We start from the raw sequence: 17893 nt of genomic DNA on the forward strand, positions 1-17893 counted from the left end.
CAAGCTTCGAATCCTGCTGATCGATCGACTCTCCAGACCGCGGCATGGTCCCCTCGGGGTTGACATCGAGACCCGCATATTAGAGGGGTGCCGACCGTCCACATCCGCTACGACAACCTCAGGCCCGCGGTGAAGCAGGTCCTGTTCGGTCGCTCCCGCACCGAGTCGGCCCGCTGGACGGCCTTTCGGTCCTGGTATGGGTTCGAGCCGTTCTACTGCACTCCTGGGGAGGCCGGTGCTCATGAGAAGGGCGGGGTGGAGCACGAGGGCGGCCGGTTCCGCCGCCGTCACCTGGTTCCTCCGCCGGAGGTGGAGTCGCTGGCGGAGCTGAACGAGCGCCTGGCGGCGATCGATGCCGAGGAGGACACCCGCCACATCCAGGGGCGTCCGACTTCGGTCGGCTTTGACTTCGAGACCGAGAAGCCCCTGCTTCATCCGTTGCCGGCGGACGAGTACGACACCGGCATCGACCTAACCCCGGTGGTCCACCGCAACGGGCGGGTCACCGTCCGCCAGTGCTACTACTCGGTGCCTGCGCGGTTCATCGGCGCCAAGGTGCGGGTGAAGCTGAGGGCCAATGAGGTGTGGATCTTCGACGGGCGCAAGGTCGTCGCCCGCCATCCGCGGCTGACGCTCCGTTACACCTACCACGACATCCTCGACCACTACCTGGAGATCCTGCTGGTCAAGCCGGGTGCGTTCGCCGGGGCCGCGGCGCTGGCGCAGGCCCGCGCGGAAGGGGTGTTCACCAAGACGCACGAGGCGTTCTGGGCGGCAGCCAAGCAGAAGTGCGGGGACCGCGAGGGCACTCAGATGCTGATCGAGGTCCTGCTGCTGCACCGGCAGCTTCCCTCCGAGGCGGTCGTTGCCGGCATGACCACGGTGCTGAAGGTCGGCGCGATCAGCACCGACCTGGTGGCCATCGAGGCCCGTAAGGCGCTGGAGAACACCCCGGCCGACACCGACGACGATGCGGACACCGGGTTCGTCGACGAGCACGATAAACACGACGGCGGAGAGCCGGCCCGCAACGGCGTCGCGAAGGTGATCTCCCTGCACACCAAACGGCTGCCGCCGGACCTGCGGCCGGGTTTGCCGGACATGAGCAAGTACGACCGGCTGTTGAAGCCGCTTCCCACCACCACGACGACCACTTCGACCACGGCGGCGACGCCGAAGAAGGGCACCAGCGCATGACCCCCACCACCGCCACCGCCGAGCGGCAGACGGGCGAGGTCCCGTCCACCCGGATGCCGCTGCCCGGCGATCCGGAGGACGCGGCGATCGACGAGCTCTGCCGGGACCTCAGGTTGCCGGCCTTGCGGAAGCGGTTCATCGAGACCGCGGCGACCGCCCGCCGTGAGCAGCTGACCTACAAGCAGTTCCTGCTCGACCTGCTCCAGCTGGAGCGCAGCGACCGGGAGCTTCGCCGTCAGCAGCGTCTGATCCGCGCGGCCCGTTTCCCGCGGCCGAAGCGGCTGGAGGACTTTCGGTTCGAGAAGAATCCTCACGTGTCGCCCGAGATCATCGGCGAGCTGAAGAATCCTGCATGGGTCCAGGAGGGCCGTCCCCTGGTCCTGATCGGTGACAGCGGCACGGGCAAGAGTCATCTGCTGATCGGGATCGGTACGGCGATTGCCGAGGCCGGGCTGTCGGTCCGCTACATCACCACCGCGGCCCTGGTGAACGAGCTAGCCGAGGCTGCCACCGCCAAGCGCCTGTCTTCCGTGATCGCCCGCTACAGCAAGGTCGATCTTTTGTGTCTGGACGAGTTCGGCTACCTCGACCTGGACAAGAAGGGCGCCAAGCTGCTGTTTCAGATCTTCACCGAGCGGGAGGAACGCAAAGCGACCGCAGTCGCCACGAACTCCCCGTTCAACGAGTGGGAGGCGATCTTCAACGAGCCGCGCCTCTGCGCGGCCATCGCTGACCGGATCACCTTTCGCTGCACGCTGATCCAGACCGGCACCGACTCCTACCGCTTCCAGGCCACTGAGGCTGAGCGCAGCACCGGCTGCCCGAGCTGATGACGCAACCCGGGCCCCAGGCGCACGACCTTATCCTCGGGGCGGCGGCCCGGAGCCCAGGAACTCGCCGGCCGTGTCGACCAGACGCAGCCAGCGCACGGCCGAGCTGGACGTCACGCCCGTCGACATCAGGCGCAGCTGCTCGACCCGGGGCCCCAGCTCTGCTGGCAGAGGGCGGGGAAGCGCGGCGAAGAGCTCCACATCGTCCTGGTGCTGGAGCTTTGCCAGGGCCCTGGCTCGCCACTCCGCCTCACCCGCGTCGGCGGCTGCCTCAGGTGCGGTCGCGATGAGTGCGATCAGTACGACGCTTTCGACCTGGGCGAGGAGGTCGTCGCGGTCTGTTCCCCAAACGGAGCAGCGTTTACTCACCCATGCTGCGAACGACTCGTCACTCAAGCGAGCGTCCATGATCCGTGGCGCGAGTCGCCCACTCGTCGCCAACACGTCGTCCATGTCCTTGAGGTTCCCGCCTTCCGTGAACGGGCACGCGTGGTGGCGGGCGTCGGCGCCCGCCACCACGACGGCTGTTGCTACAGACACTTCACGTTGAGCACGTTGCTGTATGCGGTGCCGCTGCTCGTTTCGCCGTAGTAGATCGTCCCCAACGTCTCGGTGCGATACGAGTACGTCGTCGAGGACGGATCACAGCTGGACGACGCCTTCGTCGAACGCGCCGGAGGCGGACAGCTGTGCTGCCGCGGGCTGGCCGCCTGCGTCTCCCAGCGTCCGGGCCCGGTGAGGTAGATCTGCAGATCCGCTTCGCTGCTGCACGAGAACGGTGTGTGCGGACTGCAGGAACTGATCCCGCCCGTCCCGGTGATCTTCCCTCCGCTGTAGTTCGGCTTGTTGGCGAACAAGTCGCAGTACACGACGTCCTTCACGGAATCCCCCGTGGTCCCGCCAGCCTGAAGCTTCACGACGGGCTCTGCCTTCGTCGCCGACGGCGGTGCAGGATCTGCGGCTGCAACCCCGCCCACCAGCGCGACAGACGTAGTGAACGAGACTGCGATCAGAGAGCGCAGCACCAGGCCGCGGACGGATCTGGACGTGCTGTGAGTGCCGGTCAGCACAACTCCCCCTCAAGGTCATCGAGCAATGACGATCTTGGGTGGTGCAGTGGCGCAGATCGCTAACGGTACATGACAACTCTCACGGAAGAGGGCATTCAGCTCATCTGTCGCACCGATGAAGACTGCGGGGCTGAAGGGATGGCCGCCATCCCTGCACGAGGCCGGGACCTCCCAAGCCATGCCTGTCAGGGACACAGCCCGAGCGGCCCCGGGAGCCCCAACCTATCCAACCCGAACCGTTCCCCTCGGCCCAGACACTCACGACCTCGCGCACGCTGGGACAGAAGTCACCCGATAGGGGTGGCCCCGATTCTCGTTGCCGATCATGAAGATGTGACGGTGTCGAACGACGTCACGAACGGAGCAGCCTGGTCCCCGTTCTCGTTGTCCAAGCGGTCCCCGCATGACCTGTCGGAAACAGGCCCAGCGATCGACCAGGAGCGCCGGGACACGTCTGGTGGATCCAGTGGGCCGAGGACTGCGGGTTGCGTCCAACATGACCGCACCCGACAGTCTGCCCCTGCAGGCTCTCGCGGAAGACAACCTCGCCGCGGCGAGTCCCGATCTGCTGCGCGCGATGGTCAAATCGTTCGCCGACGCCCTCATGTCCGCCGAGGCCGACGCCTGGTGTCCGTCAGCTCAGTTGCCGCACTGAAATGAGTAGGTGGCGGTGATCCTCGCGTGTCGTGTCATCCTCGTCCGGTACTCCACTGAGCAGTGCCCGCTGGCCGGGGCCCAGAAGTTCAAAGCGCACTTGGGAGGCGTTGAAGGAGTTGAGGGCTTCCAGCAAGTACGCGGGGTTGAAGGCGACCGCCAGGTCATCGGCGTTGGTCAACGCAGCCGCGAGTTGCTGCGAAGCGATGTCGTCCTCGTACCCCGCTTGCAGGAGGAGAGTTCCCTGGGCGGAGAAGTCGAGCCGGATCGGGCTGTTCGGCTCCGCGACGACCGCGACACGGCGGACGGCGTCGGCGAGTGCCTCCCGCTCCGTGACCGCGACTGCCGGGCTGTCCAGTGTGAACAACTTGTCGTAGCGCGGCAGCCGCCCTTCCAGCAACCGCAGTGTCGTACACATCCCGGTTCCCTCGAAGGCGATCAAGCCACCACCCGAGCCACCCGTGCCGCTCAGCCCGATGCGGATCAGCCCCGACTTCGCCAGCGCACGGGAGATCTCGGTCAGCCTGCGGCCGGGAACCACTACCTCCACCGCATCGGAAACCGCCCCCTCCGGCTTCCACGGCACCACACGCACGGCATACCGGTATCGGTCCGTAGCGGCCAACGTCATGGACTCACCATCCAGCCGGAGCTGGATCCCCGTGAGCACCGGGAGGAAGTCGTCACGGCCGGCGGCTATCACGACCTGTGCGACTCCCGCCGCGAACTCTGCCGCATCCAACGTTCCGCAAAAGGCGGGGAGCTCGGGAAGGGCCGGATACTCATGCATGGGCAAAGTCGACAGCCCGAAGCGCGTACCGCCCCCTTCCATCGTGAAGCGCGTTCCTTCCAGTGCGCACGCCACCATCGCATCGGGCAATACCCGGCAGATGTCCAGCAGTCTGCGCCCCAGCACGAGCACCCGACCGGCTGTCAGCGTCTCCGCCGGGACCTCGATGGTCGCGGACGCTTCGTAGTCGAAGCCCGAGATACGCAGCCGTCCCTCCGCCGCGTCCAGCATCAAGCCACCCAGCACAGGCACAGGAGAACGTGAGGGCAACGACCTGGCCGCCCAGGCCACGGCCTCGGCAAGAGCGCCTCGCTCGATCCGGAACTCCATCCGTACATCCCCCGTCGTGTCGCACCAGTTGGTCCGCGCACGCTATACGTCACCACTGACAACGCTCTGTCCGTCCCGGCACATCAGGGCGAGGAAGCCCACGATCTGGTGGTGACGCCCGACTTGGACTGCCTCGCGACCGCGCTCTATGTGAAGACCGATGACCTGCTGAAGGTCTCGCCGCATCTGGCCCCATGGCGGCCTGCGGTGGGCATCGCACCGCGGCTGACCGATGCCGAACTGGTCACGCTCGCGATGATGCAGGCCATGCTCGGCTTCACCTCCGAGGCCAAGTGGCTCCGCCACGCTCGCTGCCACCTGCGGCATCTCTTCCCGTACCTGCCCCAGCAGCCCGGCTGCAACAAGCGGCTGCGCAAGGTCGCCGAGCTGCTGCGCCGGATCACCAGGCTTCTTGCCGCCGACACTTCCGTGTGGAGCGATGACGTGTGGCTCGTGGACTCCACACCCGTCGAGTGCGATCGCTCGCGCGAGACCGTCAAGCGGTCCGACCTGGCCGGATGGGCCGAATACGGCTATTGCGCCAGCCATAGCCGGTTCTTCTGGGGCCTGCGTCTGCACCTGGTGTGCACCCTGCACGGACTGCCCGTCGCCTTCACGCTGACCGGTGCCGAAGGCCGACGAGCGCGAGACCCTGCTCGACCTGTTCGCGGCCGAACCCGACCTCGTCGCCGACCGGCCCGGTCAGACGCTGATCGGCGACAAGAACTACTTCGGCCGCGACTTCGAACATCAACTGGCCGAGCACGCCATCCAACTGCTGCGGCCGGCCCGCAAGGGTGAGCCCGAGCGGCCCGGAGCGCCCTTGTTCAAGCCGTTGAGACTGGTCATTGAGTCGATCAACGAGACCTTCGAGGGCCAGCGCTTCAGCCAGGATCGGGAGAGCCCGGACACCGGCCCTGACCCTGTCACGGAGCGAGTTCGGCTTGGCGAAGACTGCAGAACACCTCCGGGGCCGCCCACCCGCGCAACGTGGCGTAAATCGACGAGCGGAATGCAGCCTCGGCCGTGGCGTCGTCGAGGGCCCCGGCCAGTTCAAGAGTCACCAGCCCGTGCAGGGCGGCCCAGATCGACAAGGCGATCGACGTCGCCTCGCCGACGAGGACGGCGGCCGCCAACGCGCGATCGATCGCCGCGAGGAGCGGACGGATCGGGTCACTGGCACCGACCTCCCCCGACGGGTCGAAGGACTGCACACCACCGAACAGCACCGTGTACAGATGGCTGTGTCCCCGCCCCCAACGACGGTAGGCGACGGCCAGCGCGTAGAGGTCGGCGAGAGGGTCCGCGGAGGTCTGCACCGCCGACACGTCCTGGAACAGGCCGGCGACGGCTCTGTCGCGCACCGCACCGATCAGCCCGTCCTTACCGCCGAACAGGGAGTACACCGCCGTCGTCGACGCCTCGGCGGCAGCGGCCACGGCGCGGACCGTGAGCGACTCCCGCGGACGGGTGGCGAGCATCTCGGTCGCGCACTCCACAAGCCGCTCTTTGACGGCCTCGTCGTTTGTTCTCGGCCTACCCACGGCCAGCAGCCTACCTCCTCTGATAACGTCGTTTTGAAACAGCGTTCTGAAACTGTCGGAGGTCCGCCGTGCCCACGTCCGCCATACGCCTCGTCCGCTTCACTGGACGCTTACTGCCGGCCCCGGCCGCCGTCACAATGCTGGTCGTCGTCTTTCTCGCACTGATCGCCCTCACAGATGGGGCAGGCTCGGGGCTCGCCGCATGGTTGACGACCCTTGGAGTCGGAGCTGTCCTCGCGCTGTGGCGGGGCCGGCACCGCACCTGGCCGGCGCGGCTCGTGCCGTTCCTGCCGGTGGTCGTCGCGGCAGCGTTGACAGCGACGGTCTGCATCCCGACCGTGCCGACGGCGCGGCGGTACCCGCCCTCCCTGCCCTTCGTGGCCACGCAGCACTGGAGCCTGGCCACAGGCAGCCGCGTAGCGGTGTACCACTACCCGGCCGCGAACTCCGGCACCCGGCACCCCATCCCGCTCGTGTACCTCAACGGCGGACCGGTCCGTGGCATCTCGGTGCTCGACCACCGGTTCCTGCAACTCCTGGCACGCCAGGGCTACGACGTCTACGCCTACGAACAGGCCGGTGGCGGACGAAGCGACCTGCTCCCCATGGGCCAGTACACGATCTCCAGGTCGGTCCGCGACCTTGCCGCCTTCATCGACCGCCTGGACAAGGGCAAGGTCGACATCCTGGGATTCTCCTCAGGCGGGTCCGTGCTCACCCGAGCCCTGGCTGACCCGAGCGTCGCCGCACGCTTGCACCGGGCGATCATCGCCGAGCCCGGTCCCATGGACGGCCCTACCGCACACATCGCCGGGCACAAGGGCCGAAAATCCGCGCGCGGCCTCGCGCCGGCCCCGACCGGGCCGCGATCGACGCACGTTCCCCGGTATGCCGTGGCCTTCGGCCTCATGCGGCTCGGACTCCTCAGCCCCGACACCGGACTGATCGGACAGGCCGAAGGCGTCAACGCCTTCACCGCCGCAGATCTCGGCAGCGACACCGCATCCGCATACTGCGCGCGCGACGCGCACCGCATCCCCGCCGAGGACACCGCACAGAACTTCTCCTTCAGCCCCGCCGCCAGCCTCCGCATTCAGCAGACGGTCAAGGACTCACCCTCCATCGCACCGCAACTGAGGCGCTCCCGGACCCCCGCGATGCTGATGATCGCCGAGTGCTCCTCCCAGGTCCGTCAATGGGAGACCACCGTCCTTGCCCATGACCCCGCCATCCAGCGCACGCAGTACATGCCCGGAGTCGGACACCACATGTGGAACGGCCTCGACGACAACAACGACCGGGCCGTCGCCGTCATCACCGCGTTCCTTCAGGGCAAGCGAGCACCCCTGCCGAACTACCCGACCCGCGACGAGATCCCTGCCTTCCTGCGCGACCACAAATGAAGAGCGCCGCCGTAGTGGTCGCGGATGTGAACTTCGAAGTGCCCTCAGGTTCGGTGACGGCAGTGCTGGAGCCGAGCGGTTGTGGGAAGACATCTCTGCTGCGCGCCGTGATCGGGATCCAGCGTGGCGTGTCGGGGCGTGTGGAGGTACTCGGCCGGTCTCCCGCCGCGCCCGTGTTGCGGCCGTTGGTGGGGTAGAAGGAGACCGCTGATGGCTTCGCCGCTCACTGATCTCGGGGTCGAGGTACCCGTTCTGGCGGCGCCGATGGAAGGTGGTCCGACCACACCAGAACTGGTCATCGCGGCGGCCGGTGGCGGCAGCCTCGGCCTCCTCGCCGGTGGGTACAAGACAACGGAGCCCTGGGTGAGCAGATCGCCCGCGTTCGCGCGGCAGGCGTCGACTTCGAGCGGAGGCTGCGGTGGGACTGCCCTGCCCGATCCCGGCCCCACACGGCCGACGTCTCGCGGCCACGCGCCGGGGCACCGCGCTGGGGACCGGCGGCCCCGCTCCGGGCGGAGTCGCAGGCCTGCCGTCCAGACATGCTGCGTGGGAGCGCCGGATGTACGGTCGGTATACGGCGTAGGTGCGGACCTCTCAGCCGGTGAACGAGCCGGTGGCCCGTACACGCCCGGGAGTGCCCATGGCGCAGCAAGCGAACATCGCCGCACAGACCGCATTCGCAGAGGCCGTGGTCACCGGGCACCTCGATGCCCTCGACGACATCGTCGCGCCCGATTCTGTCGATCATGACCCCGCTCCGGGACAGGCCCAGGGACCCGAAGGCTACAAAGCCATGTTCAACGAGCTGCGAGCCGCTTTCCCCGACTTGCACGTCGAGGTGGAACACCTGCTGGCCACCGACGACGAGCTGGCCTTCGCCTACGTGATCAGCGGGACGCATCTGGGACCGCTGATGGGACGGTCGGCGACCGGCAAGAAGGTGAGCTACCGCGGCATGCAGATAAGCCGCTTCGACAGCGACGGCAAGCTCGTCGAGCGCTGGGGCAGCAGCGACGAACTCGGCATGCTGCGTCAGCTCGGCCTGGCCGATGCATGACCCATCCGCTGCCTCACTGCCTGCCGGCGCCAGTCGGGCCGGTCGTCATGGACGCAACCGACGACTTGAACCTGGCCGCCGGCGCAGCCAGGACCCGCTGCCGCTTCAGGCTGCGAGTGCCATGTCCACCAAGAATGGCGGTTCCCGTAGAGGACCATCCCTATGCGGATACAGCTTGCGAGGGTCGGTCGGCTGGCGCAGAAGGTAGCCGTCGAACGTGCCGTACTTATTAGGCCGGTCCGGCGGATCTTGGCGTGGCTCGCAAACCAGCACGGAGCTCGCCGACACCATGCACCACTCCGGTACGCGCCCTAGGGGCGGACGTAGGGCCGAGTCATGATCTCCATGTTGTGGCCGTCCGGGTCGTCGAAGTAGGCGCCGCGACCTCCGAACAGCCGGTTGATGTGGCCGGCTTCGGTGTGGCCGGGATCGGCGTAGTAGGTGACCCCGACCGCCTCCAGGCGGGCGATCACGGCGTCGAACTGCTCGTCGGGCACGAGGAAGGCGTAATGCTGTGACTGGATCGGCGCGTCCCTCTTCTCGTAGTAGTCGAGCGTCACGCCGTTGCCGAGGTCGACGGGCAGGAACGGCCCGAACGGGGCGCCGACCTCCAGACCCAGGATCGCGGCGATGAACTCGGCGGACAGGTGCCGGTCGCTCGCGTAGACCGCGGTGTGGTTCAGCTGGACGCCGGCCGCCTGCAGCTCGGGTGCGTGCGGGTACTGCTGGTCATGGGACATCGGTGGTGTGTCTCCGGTCTTTCCTCGGCCGTGGGGCGGGAGCGGGAGCCGGGATCGATTGTCAGTGGTGCGTGAGACGGTGAAAGCATCGAGTCGGGATGAGGGGGAGCTGGTCATGGCCGGAAGCCAGAACTACATCAATCACGTTGCTCTTGTGCTGGATGCCAGTTCGTCCATGTCGCATCTGAGCAGCAAGGTGGTCGAAGTCGCCGACCAGCAGATCGCGTATCTCGCCCGCCGGTCGGGGGAACTGGACCAGGAAACGCGCGTCACGGTGTACGTCTTCGCGGACCAGGTGGAGTGCGTCATCTACGACAAGGACGTGCTGCGGATGCCGTCGCTGAAGCAGCTGTACCGGGTCGGTGGCATGACGGCACTGCTGGCGGCAGCGCTGAAGTCCCAGCGGGAGCTGGCGCAGACGGCCCAACTGTACGGTGACCACAGCTTCCTGACGTTCATACTCACCGACGGGCAGGAGAACGCAAGTCATCGCTGCCCGGATGCCCCTGCCAGGGATCCGCGTGAACTGGTCGGGGCCGTGGCCGAGATGATCGAGACACAGCAGGACAACTGGACGCTGGCCGTCCTCGTGCCGGACCAGATGGGCAAGCGGGAGGCCATGCAGTGCGGTTTCCCGAAGGACAACATCGCCGTCTGGGACGCCACGAGCACACAGGGGCTGGAGGAGGCCGGTCAGGTCATCCGGCAGGCCACCGAGAAGTTCATGGTCGGGCGCACCCAGGGCATCCGGGGATCGCGGGCGGTGTTCTCCACGGGTGCCGAGACGGTCAACAAGGACACCATCAAGGCGGCCGGCCTCGCCCCGGTGGAACCGTCGGCGTACGAGCTGATCCCGGTGGCGCGTGACGCGGCGATCCGGGACTGGGTCGTCGAATGCGGGCACACCTACCGTACCGGTGGCGCGTTCTACCAGCTCAGCAAGTCGGAGAAGATCCAGGCGAAGAAGCAGATCGCGGTGCTGGAGAAGAAGACGGACCGGGTGTACACGGGGCCAGAGGCCCGCGCCCTCCTCGGCCTGCCGGACGTGGAAGTCCGCGTCAAGCCGGACCACAACGACGACTTCACGATCTTCGTGCAGAGCACGAGCGTGAACCGCAAGCTCGTCCCCAACACACGGCTGCTGCTGATGCTCTGACCACGTTTCGCGGTGGGAACTCGTTCCGTCGTAAGGGCGTCCAGGGTCCGGCCCCGGCGTCGTCGTCGCGGCACCGGGACCGGTCGGCCCGGGTCAGCCGGTGGTGCTGCCGAGGACGTCCGTTCTACGGCGGAGAGGGCAGGATTCGAACCTGCGTGGGCCCCGATGGGGCCCGACCGTGAGGCGAGCTCGCTGGTCCCCGATCAACCACTCCGGGCACCTCTCCCTGTTTCCGGCCCGCCATCTTGCGGGCCGGTCACTGGGACTACAGTGGCCCGAGCCGCTGACACCGCACTGATACCGCGCCGACACCGCTGTTCGGGCGGTCGCGGGTGCGGAACCACGTCTGCGGTCCGGCGGGGGGTGGGCGTGCGATGGTTCGAGTTGCGCGCATCGGCGGGGCCGGCCGTGCCCGGGGCCGTGGATGCCCCCGTCTGCGATCAGTGCGTGCCTCGGGCCGTTGTGCGGCGCTCGTCGCCTGCGTGACCCGTGATTTCCCGCTGATGTCCGTCGGCCGCCAGGGGGCGTCTCCTCGATCTCCGGCGGAGACTCCTGGGCAGTAGTGCGGATGATCTTTCGTTGAGTACTGTGAAGCCTCGGATGACAGGCAGCTGTTCGTAAGCCGCCCTCGTCACTCCGCACTTGACCGCCGGCGCTTGCCATGCACGAAGACGCCTCTGCGGCGCGGGTGGTGCGCCGCAGGACGACGACTCGTCCCTCGGCCTCGGCCGCGAGGTGGTGCGCGGCGCCGGAACGGGCGATGCGCGCGCCGCCGACGCCGCGGAGGCCAGAAAGTGAGCAGACAGATGCAACCGACGTTCGTACTGGTTCACGGAGCTTTCGCGAACTCCTTCTCCTTCGCGCCGCTCCAGGCCGAACTCGGCCTCCTCGGGCACCGCTCCGTCGCCGTCGACCTTCCGGGGCACGGGTTCGCGGCGACGTACCCGCAGGCCTACCAGGCACCGCAGGACCTCGAAGGGCTCGCGACCGCGCCCGGCGCCATCAAGGGCGTCACACTCGCCGACAACGCCGCGCACGTCATCGGGATACTGGAGCGGGCCAAACGGAACGGGCCCGTCATCCTCGTCTCCCACAGCCGCGGCGGCATGACGGCCACCGTCGCGGCCAACCAGCGGCCCGACCTGATCGACCGCATCGTCTACGTCTCCGCCTGGTGCCCCGTCGACCTCGACGTCAGCGCCTACTACGGCGAGCCCGAGATGGCCACGGTCGACGCCACAGCGCTGGCGTCGGCGATGGTCGGGAACCCGGCCGAACTCGGGCTGCTGCGCTCCAACTTCCGCACCGCCGACCCCGGCGCCCTCGCGGCCTTCAAGGCCGCCTTCCTCGCCGACGGGACGGACGAGGAGTTCATGGTCTTCCTCAACACCTTCCAGCCCGACGAGAACCTCGACGTCGGCACACCCGAGGACCGGGCACAGGCCGACACGTGGGGGCGGATCCCCAGGACGTACATCCGGCTGACCGAGGACACCAGCATGCCGCTCGCCATGCAGGACCGGATGATCCGCGAGGGCGACGCACTGACGCCGGAGAACCCCTACGACGTCCGCACACTCACCAGCAGCCACCTGAAGTGGCTGGTCGACCCGGCACCGGCGGCCCGGGTTCTGGGCGAACTCGCCACGCTCCCGCTCTCGCCTGCCGGGTCGTGATCATCGCACGTTCAAGAAGAGCGCTCCTGGCCGTCTCGGGCTACTTCCAGGTGACGCGGTAGGCGCGGTAGCTGTTCACGCCGGTGGGGAGCTTCGCCTCGAACAGCAGCTTGCCGGACGGGCTGAACTCGGTGACGTACGGCAGCGAGCCCCACCCGACGAAGGTGTTGCCTCCCGGGAGTGTCTGCGCGTTGCCCTGCGAGGATGCGCTGAGGTAGTCCGGCTGGTCGACGGAGCCGACCAGGGTCGCGGTGTGGGTGTGCCGGTCCAGGCGGACGGTGACCACACGGCTGAACGGCAACTCCTCCACGGCGCCGGTGCCGGTGTTGGCGGCACCGGCGGACTCGTTGTCGAACCACCGGTACAGGCCGCCGCCCAGCGGCTCGGGGTCGTGCTGCCAGGAGAAGATCCGTCCGGCGGTGTTCAGGTACTGGCCGGGCGCAGCCTGCTCCTTGAAGGTGCTCGCCTTGCCGCCGAGCTGCCAGAGCACCTTGCCGGTGCGGTGGCCCACCTTGTAGGTGGTCCAGGTGTTGCGGGCGTCGATGAGCAGGTTGCCGTCGTTGTCGGGCTTGACGGCGTTGATGTGGAACCAGTCCCACGGGGTGTCCGGCGAGGAGGGCAGCGGCTGCTCGCTCTGCGCGTAGGGGACGTGGTCGGCGGCGCTCCACTGGAACAGCACCCGGCCGGTGCGGATGTCGATCTCCTGCGTCACGCCGTCGATGACCTTCTGGTGCGCGGAGCCGCCCAGGGAGGTCAGGTCTGCCGTGGTCTGCTTGTAGGCCAGGATCAGCGCCGTTCCGCGGGGGGTGATCAGGAACTCGTGGCCGTCGGCGGTGTAGCCGTTCCCGGCCTTGACCTCGGCGATCTTCTGGTAGTGGTCGTTGTAGACGTAGTCGGTGCCGCTCGCGAGGGAGCCGAGGCCGGTGCCCTGCCACCAGGTCAGCACTCGCCTGCCCTGGTAGGTCTGGGCGCGGAAGTCGGCGGCTTCCTGCCCGGCGGGCACCTTGTGCGACCACACGACTCGCTTGCCGTCCTGGCTCAGGATCTCCACGCCGCTGGAGTACTGGCTGGTGGCCGAGTTCGGCGAGATGAAGATGTCCCCGCTGCCGGTTCCGGCCCTGTCGGTCAGGACGGTGACCGGCGGCAGCGGCGCGGCCCCGGCGGGTGCGGCTGCGGCGCTGGTCACGGGCAGCAGGCCGGCAATCACGGCGGTCGCCGCGACAGCCGAAGCGCGGGCGGGCAGGGTGTTCCTACGCATCAAAGGGGTCCTTGTCTGGCAGCCCGGAGCCGAACGGGACGGCTCCGGGCATGTGCGGAAGGCGCACGCCGGCGGGGCGTACGCAGCGAGGGACGGCAACTACAGGAAGGCGCTGCCGCGCGCAGGCGGGCGCGTCAGCTCACACAGAAGTCCGCGAACAGCCCGAAGGGGCCGCCGTCGGACACGGGGTGAAGACCCTGGAGGCGCTGGGGGCTCTCAACAGGGGCGACAGGCAGCGGAGCACACCCGCATGTGGTCGATGTGACCGCGAGTCGTCAGGACAGGTCGCTGCTGCATGTCCGAGAACCTACGGCCTGCCTGGCGGAGCGTCAATCCAAGATCCCAGATAGGAAAGCGCTAAGAATGACGTTGTCTTTCATGGATTCCTACACCCTGTGGCGCCGCCTGCCATTTCCGTCGGGCGGCTCGGCCCAGGGCCTGAAAATGACGTACGCCGATCTGGCGGAAGCCGACGAATACGTCACAACGGTCATCAGATTCGTGGAAAGCGGCATCTTCAAACCGGTGCCGGTCGACGTCCTCGCGATGCTGGAGGAGTTGATGCAGCGCATCGATCGGCTCGGCGACACGGCATCGGATGGCGACCGGGCCGTGGCCCGCTCGCAACACGCGTACGCCGCCCTGCTTCACCTCGTGTATCGGCAGTTCCTTGAGGCCGGACGTCCGCACGAATAGCTGAACCGGCTTCCTCGGTACCGGCCGACTCAAAGGCCGGGCTGACGGTCGGGCTGACCTTCGCAGGGCCCGTCGGGTCGACTCCGGCGGGCCCTTTGGGGTGCCGGACGGCACCTTGTTCGTGGCACGCACCGCTCGATGCTCCAGCGCGCGGCGTTACGACGTGCAGGCCTTGGTCAGTTCGCCCGCGGAGTCCTTGACCGGGCTGAGGTCGGGGCTCTTGTCGCCGTGCTTGATGGACTCGCTGACGTTGTCCACGGCCTTGCCGAGGTCGTCCACCGCCTTGTTCACGTCGACGTTGTCGGTCTGGTGGCCGATGTCCTTCAGGTTCTTGTTGATGGGGGCGAAGTAGGTGTCGGCCTTCGAGGGGTCGAGCGCCGCGTCCCGTGCCGCCTGCTGCAGGTCGGTGACGCTGTCGGCGATGGCGTTGGCGGTGCGCACGCAGTCCAGCGTGCGGTGGGCGGCGTCGCAGCCGGTGGCGGCGAGTGCGGTGGCGAGGGCGACGGCGGCCGACGCGGTGACGGCCGCGGCACGGCCCCGGCGTAAGCGACGGCTGGCTGTGGGTGTCATGACGGCGTGTCCCTTCCCCCGCTACGACCGGCGGGGCGCACGGTGTTGTCGGGCGGGGCGCCCGATCCCATGGTGCCGTGGGCGGAGGCCGCGGGGTTGCCTGGTCCACGCGGACTCGACCGGGGTTCCCGCGCCGCTCGAGCAGGGCCCGGGGCCGGGCGGGCCGCATCGCTGCGGCCCCGCCGTTCACCGGGCGGAGGCCGGCTGTTCCTCCCCGGTGTCGCTCGCGAGGCGGGCGTGCAGGTGGGAGTCGTGCCGGGTGCCGTCGGCGTCGACGTAGAAGTCCCTCATGGTTCCTTCGAGGCGGAAGCCGGCCCCGGTCGCGACCCGGCACGAGCCGACGTTGGGCACGGCGTGGTCCAGGGTGACGCGGTGCAGTCCGAGGCCGCCGTCCGCGACCGGGGTGAAGGCCCACCGCGCCGCCGTCTGCAGGGCCCTCGCGGCCAGCCCCCTGCCACGGGCGGCCGGTGTCACCCAGTAGGTCACCACCGCCTGGTCGGGAAGGCGGTTGATCTCCCTGATGCTGAGGGAGCCGAGCAGGGTGCCCCGCACGGGGTCGGCGACGGCGAACACCGCGGCGCCGTTGTCCCAGCAGGAGAGGCGGGGCGCCAGCCAGGCCCGGGCGCGGTCCCGGGGCGGCGCCTCGGTCACGGATCTGCCCGCCGCCCAGCGCAGGATGCCGGGGTCCTGCAGGGCCTCGGCGACGGCGGGCTCGTCCGTTTCGGCCAGCGGGCGCAGCAGCAGGTCGTCCGCCCTGATCGTCCGCGGTCCGAGGGCAGTCGTCGTCGGGCTCATGCCCTCGTTCTATACGATCGGCCCGGCACCGGCAGCCCGTTTCGGCCGGCGGGTCGACCGCAAGCGTGTGGCCGTGCCGTGCCGGGGTCCGCCAGGCGCAGCAGAGTGCCGGGCACCTCTCGGCAGTCGCCGGCCGGCCCGGGTGTGCCGATGCCGAGGCGCGACAAGGCCTCACACCACCCCTTGCGCCAGCATCGCCTCCGCCACCCGTTCGAAGCCCGCGATGTTCGCGCCGGTCACATAGTCACCGGGGACGCCGTAGCGCTCGGCCGTGTGCCAGCACAGGTCGTGGATCTCGCGCATGACCGTGGCCAGTTCGCCCTCCACACGCTGCCGGGACCAGGACTCGCGACCGCTGTTCTGCCGCATCTCCAGCGCGCTGACCGCGACACCGCCGGCGTTGGCCGCCTTGCCCGGCCCGAACGCCACGCCGGCGTCCCGCAGCACGTCGGCCGCCTCCGGGGTCACCGGCATGTTCGCGCCCTCCGACACCGCCTTCACCCCGCCGCGCACCAGCGCCAGCGCACCGTCGGCGTCCAGCTCGTTCTGGGTCGCGGACGGCAGCGCCACATCGGCCGGGACCTCCCACACCGAGCCGCCCGGCACGAACACCGCCGAGCCGCCGCGGCGTTCGGCGTAGTCCCGCACCCGGCCCCGCTCCACCTCCTTGACCTGCTTGAGGAGGTCGAGGTCGATGCCCTTCTCGTCCACGACGTATCCGCCGGAGTCCGACACCGTGATCGCCCGCGCCCCCAGCTCGTGCAGCTTCTCGACGGTGTACAGGGCGACGTTGCCGGAGCCGGACACCAGCACCTGCTGTCCCGGCAGGTCCTCGCCGCGCCGGCGGAGCATCTCGGCCGCGAACAGCACATTGCCGTACCCGGTGGCCTCCACCCGCCCGGCCGAGCCGCCCCAGCCCACGCCCTTGCCGGTCAGGACGCCCGCCTCCCACCGGTTGGTGATGCGCCGGTACTGGCCGAACAGGTAGCCGATCTCCCGGCCACCCACGCCGATGTCCCCGGCGGGTACGTCCGTACGGTCGCCGATGTGCCGGTACAGCTCCGTCATGAACGACTGGCAGAACCGCATCACCTCGGCGTCCGAGCGGCCGCGCGGGTCGAAGTCGCTGCCGCCCTTGCCGCCGCCGATGCCGAGGCCGGTCAGCGCGTTCTTGAAGATCTGCTCGAAGCCCAGGAACTTCACGATGCCGAGGTTCACCGAGGGGTGGAAGCGCAGACCGCCCTTGTAGGGGCCGAGGGCGCTGTTGAACTCCACCCGGAAGCCCCGGTTCACCCGTACCCGGCCCGCATCGTCCACCCACGGGACCCGGAACAGCACCTGCCGCTCCGGCTCGCAGATCCGCTCGACGACAGCCGCCTCCGCCAGCTCCGGCCGTGCCGCCACCACCGGCGCCAGGGACTCCAGGACCTCCCGCGCGGCCTGGTGGAACTCCGGCTCCGCGGGGTTGCGGCGGACGACCTCGGCGTAGACGGCGTCGAGCCTTTCGCGTGCGGGTGCTTCTGTCATGGCAACCTCTTTCGGCCGGGTCGTGCGGGTGGGTGCGCGGGGCCCGGGCGCAGGCGGCGGCCCGGCGGGGCCGGCCGTCGCCCTCCGGCGCACCCGGTCCGTCGGACGGTCCGTTGTACGGCTCGAGGGCGGTCCTGACTCACTTCGGGCTGCCGGCTGCCACGTCCCGTGCCTCGCGGTTCCCCCACCCTGGCGCCGTCGGCTATGGCGTCGCCGGAGCGGGAGACGACCGGTGCCGTGGGTACGCGTCAGCGTGCCGTCAGTGGCTGCCGGCACAGTGGTTCACGTGAACGGCGGCGCGCAGGACGGCGAAGCCGGGATCGAGGAGAGGTGCCCGGAGTGGTTGATCGGGGACCGGCGAGCATGCCTCGGAGGTCGGACCCCCAGGGGTCCACGCAGGTTCGAATCCTGCCCTCTCCGCCCAGCCCCGCAGGGGCACAGGCAGGACCGGCGGCGGGCCGTTGCAGGCCGGCCGCCGGTCGAGCGCGTTCGGATGTCCCTCGTCGTCAGCCGATGACGGTCCAGGTGTCGCCGCCGGCGAGGAGTGCGGCGAGGTCGCCCTTGCCCTTCTGCTCGATCGCGGTGTCCAGTTGGTCGGCC

Annotated in this window: 18 protein-coding genes and 3 pseudogenes; 11 read left to right on the forward strand and 10 right to left on the reverse strand. The window is 68.9% G+C overall.

Going from position 1 to position 17893, the window contains the following annotated elements; all coding sequences use genetic code 11:
• The first annotated feature begins 87 nt into the window (after window positions 1-87).
• Complete coding sequence (locus tag ACFYZB_RS45750) at window positions 88-1197, forward strand: hypothetical protein (RefSeq protein ID WP_388767913.1); 1110 nt, start codon at window positions 88-90, stop codon at window positions 1195-1197.
• A 53-nt stretch (window positions 1198-1250) separates the two neighbouring features.
• Complete coding sequence (istB, locus tag ACFYZB_RS45755) at window positions 1251-2027, forward strand: IS21-like element helper ATPase IstB (protein ID WP_388767916.1); 777 nt, start codon at window positions 1251-1253, stop codon at window positions 2025-2027.
• 30 nt (window positions 2028-2057) lie between these two features.
• On the opposite strand, the gene ACFYZB_RS45760 is transcribed toward istB, so the two are convergent.
• Window positions 2058-2567: a hypothetical protein gene (locus tag ACFYZB_RS45760; protein ID WP_388767918.1), complete on the reverse strand. Its 510-nt coding sequence runs from the start codon at window positions 2565-2567 to the stop codon at window positions 2058-2060.
• A complete protein-coding gene (locus tag ACFYZB_RS45765) occupies window positions 2558-2908 on the reverse strand; it encodes a hypothetical protein (protein WP_388767920.1) in 351 nt (116 codons plus the stop codon). Before ACFYZB_RS45765 ends, ACFYZB_RS45760 begins: the two co-directional genes overlap by 10 nt.
• Window positions 2909-3593: 685 nt before the next feature.
• Here ACFYZB_RS45765 and ACFYZB_RS45770 point away from each other — a divergent pair.
• Entirely contained in the window at window positions 3594-3752 is a 159-nt protein-coding gene (locus tag ACFYZB_RS45770; RefSeq protein ID WP_388767922.1) for a hypothetical protein, read from the forward strand.
• On the opposite strand, the gene dnaN is transcribed toward ACFYZB_RS45770, so the two are convergent.
• Window positions 3732-4871 carry a DNA polymerase III subunit beta gene (gene dnaN, locus ACFYZB_RS45775; protein WP_388767924.1) on the reverse strand — a complete coding sequence of 380 codons (1140 nt, stop codon included), beginning with the start codon at window positions 4869-4871 and terminating at the stop codon, window positions 3732-3734. The two genes, ACFYZB_RS45770 and dnaN, sit on opposite strands and share 21 nt — an antisense overlap.
• Before the next feature lie 111 nt (window positions 4872-4982).
• On the opposite strand from dnaN, the pseudogene ACFYZB_RS45780 reads away from it, so the two are divergent.
• Window positions 4983-5751: pseudogene (locus ACFYZB_RS45780) on the forward strand (IS982 family transposase); the annotation flags it as partial.
• Between the two features lie 46 nt (window positions 5752-5797).
• Here the strand turns inward: ACFYZB_RS45780 and ACFYZB_RS45785 are convergent.
• Window positions 5798-6415: a TetR/AcrR family transcriptional regulator gene (locus ACFYZB_RS45785; RefSeq protein ID WP_388767926.1), complete on the reverse strand. Its 618-nt coding sequence runs from the start codon at window positions 6413-6415 to the stop codon at window positions 5798-5800.
• Between the two features lie 68 nt (window positions 6416-6483).
• On the opposite strand from ACFYZB_RS45785, the gene ACFYZB_RS45790 reads away from it, so the two are divergent.
• From ACFYZB_RS45790 to ACFYZB_RS45800, 3 genes are all read left to right on the forward strand, one after another.
• On the forward strand, window positions 6484-7818 hold the full coding sequence (locus ACFYZB_RS45790) for an alpha/beta fold hydrolase (RefSeq protein WP_388767928.1): 1335 nt from the start codon (window positions 6484-6486) through the stop codon (window positions 7816-7818).
• A complete protein-coding gene (locus ACFYZB_RS45795) occupies window positions 7815-8015 on the forward strand; it encodes an ATP-binding cassette domain-containing protein (protein WP_388767930.1) in 201 nt (66 codons plus the stop codon). Before ACFYZB_RS45790 ends, ACFYZB_RS45795 begins: the two co-directional genes overlap by 4 nt.
• Before the next feature lie 443 nt (window positions 8016-8458).
• Complete coding sequence (locus tag ACFYZB_RS45800; protein ID WP_351218016.1) at window positions 8459-8875, forward strand: ester cyclase; 417 nt, start codon at window positions 8459-8461, stop codon at window positions 8873-8875.
• A gap of 311 nt (window positions 8876-9186) precedes the next feature.
• Here ACFYZB_RS45800 and ACFYZB_RS45805 read toward each other — a convergent pair whose 3' ends face one another.
• Window positions 9187-9615: a VOC family protein gene (locus ACFYZB_RS45805; RefSeq protein ID WP_388767932.1), complete on the reverse strand. Its 429-nt coding sequence runs from the start codon at window positions 9613-9615 to the stop codon at window positions 9187-9189.
• A 115-nt stretch (window positions 9616-9730) separates the two neighbouring features.
• Between ACFYZB_RS45805 and ACFYZB_RS45810 the strand changes: the two genes are divergently transcribed.
• Entirely contained in the window at window positions 9731-10771 is a 1041-nt protein-coding gene (locus ACFYZB_RS45810) for a VWA domain-containing protein (RefSeq protein WP_388767934.1), read from the forward strand.
• A 130-nt stretch (window positions 10772-10901) separates the two neighbouring features.
• Here ACFYZB_RS45810 and ACFYZB_RS45815 read toward each other — a convergent pair.
• Window positions 10902-10997: pseudogene (locus ACFYZB_RS45815) on the reverse strand.
• 580 nt (window positions 10998-11577) lie between these two features.
• On the opposite strand from ACFYZB_RS45815, the gene ACFYZB_RS45820 reads away from it, so the two are divergent.
• Window positions 11578-12447 carry an alpha/beta fold hydrolase gene (locus tag ACFYZB_RS45820; protein WP_388767936.1) on the forward strand — a complete coding sequence of 290 codons (870 nt, stop codon included), beginning with the start codon at window positions 11578-11580 and terminating at the stop codon, window positions 12445-12447.
• A gap of 40 nt (window positions 12448-12487) precedes the next feature.
• Here ACFYZB_RS45820 and ACFYZB_RS45825 read toward each other — a convergent pair whose 3' ends face one another.
• Entirely contained in the window at window positions 12488-13705 is a 1218-nt protein-coding gene (locus ACFYZB_RS45825) for an arylsulfotransferase family protein (RefSeq protein ID WP_388767938.1), read from the reverse strand.
• A 378-nt stretch (window positions 13706-14083) separates the two neighbouring features.
• On the opposite strand from ACFYZB_RS45825, the gene ACFYZB_RS45830 reads away from it, so the two are divergent.
• On the forward strand, window positions 14084-14401 hold the full coding sequence (locus tag ACFYZB_RS45830) for a hypothetical protein (protein WP_388767940.1): 318 nt from the start codon (window positions 14084-14086) through the stop codon (window positions 14399-14401).
• Between the two features lie 156 nt (window positions 14402-14557).
• On the opposite strand, the gene ACFYZB_RS45835 is transcribed toward ACFYZB_RS45830, so the two are convergent.
• From ACFYZB_RS45835 to gdhA, 3 genes are all read right to left on the reverse strand, one after another.
• A complete protein-coding gene (locus ACFYZB_RS45835) occupies window positions 14558-14971 on the reverse strand; it encodes a hypothetical protein (protein ID WP_388767942.1) in 414 nt (137 codons plus the stop codon).
• A 186-nt stretch (window positions 14972-15157) separates the two neighbouring features.
• Complete coding sequence (locus ACFYZB_RS45840) at window positions 15158-15766, reverse strand: GNAT family N-acetyltransferase (RefSeq protein ID WP_388767944.1); 609 nt, start codon at window positions 15764-15766, stop codon at window positions 15158-15160.
• A gap of 171 nt (window positions 15767-15937) precedes the next feature.
• A complete protein-coding gene (gene gdhA / locus ACFYZB_RS45845; RefSeq protein ID WP_388767946.1) occupies window positions 15938-17293 on the reverse strand; it encodes an NADP-specific glutamate dehydrogenase in 1356 nt (451 codons plus the stop codon).
• Window positions 17294-17617: 324 nt separating this feature from the next.
• Here gdhA and ACFYZB_RS45850 point away from each other — a divergent pair.
• Window positions 17618-17713: pseudogene (locus ACFYZB_RS45850) on the forward strand.
• Window positions 17714-17893: the final 180 nt, after the last annotated feature.

Origin of the sequence: Streptomyces sp. NPDC001852, assembly GCF_042891825.1 — a bacterium.
Classification (GTDB): domain Bacteria; phylum Actinomycetota; class Actinomycetes; order Streptomycetales; family Streptomycetaceae; genus Streptomyces.

Bases quoted from the DNA above. Each gene is read 5' to 3' on its own strand.
- ACFYZB_RS45830 (WP_388767940.1), top strand. From the start codon at position 14,084: ATGGATTCCTACACCCTGTGGCGCCGCCTGCCATTTCCGTCGGGCGGC.
- dnaN (WP_388767924.1), bottom strand. From the start codon at position 4,871: ATGGAGTTCCGGATCGAGCGAGGCGCTCTTGCCGAGGCCGTGGCCTGG.
- ACFYZB_RS45770 (WP_388767922.1), top strand. From the start codon at position 3,594: ATGACCGCACCCGACAGTCTGCCCCTGCAGGCTCTCGCGGAAGACAAC.
- istB (WP_388767916.1), top strand. From the start codon at position 1,251: ATGCCGCTGCCCGGCGATCCGGAGGACGCGGCGATCGACGAGCTCTGC.
- ACFYZB_RS45810 (WP_388767934.1), top strand. From the start codon at position 9,731: ATGGCCGGAAGCCAGAACTACATCAATCACGTTGCTCTTGTGCTGGAT.
- ACFYZB_RS45840 (WP_388767944.1), bottom strand. From the start codon at position 15,766: ATGAGCCCGACGACGACTGCCCTCGGACCGCGGACGATCAGGGCGGAC.
- ACFYZB_RS45835 (WP_388767942.1), bottom strand. From the start codon at position 14,971: ATGACACCCACAGCCAGCCGTCGCTTACGCCGGGGCCGTGCCGCGGCC.
- ACFYZB_RS45825 (WP_388767938.1), bottom strand. From the start codon at position 13,705: ATGCGTAGGAACACCCTGCCCGCCCGCGCTTCGGCTGTCGCGGCGACC.
- gdhA (WP_388767946.1), bottom strand. From the start codon at position 17,293: ATGACAGAAGCACCCGCACGCGAAAGGCTCGACGCCGTCTACGCCGAG.
- ACFYZB_RS45820 (WP_388767936.1), top strand. From the start codon at position 11,578: ATGCAACCGACGTTCGTACTGGTTCACGGAGCTTTCGCGAACTCCTTC.
- ACFYZB_RS45800 (WP_351218016.1), top strand. From the start codon at position 8,459: ATGGCGCAGCAAGCGAACATCGCCGCACAGACCGCATTCGCAGAGGCC.
- ACFYZB_RS45805 (WP_388767932.1), bottom strand. From the start codon at position 9,615: ATGTCCCATGACCAGCAGTACCCGCACGCACCCGAGCTGCAGGCGGCC.
- ACFYZB_RS45795 (WP_388767930.1), top strand. From the start codon at position 7,815: ATGAAGAGCGCCGCCGTAGTGGTCGCGGATGTGAACTTCGAAGTGCCC.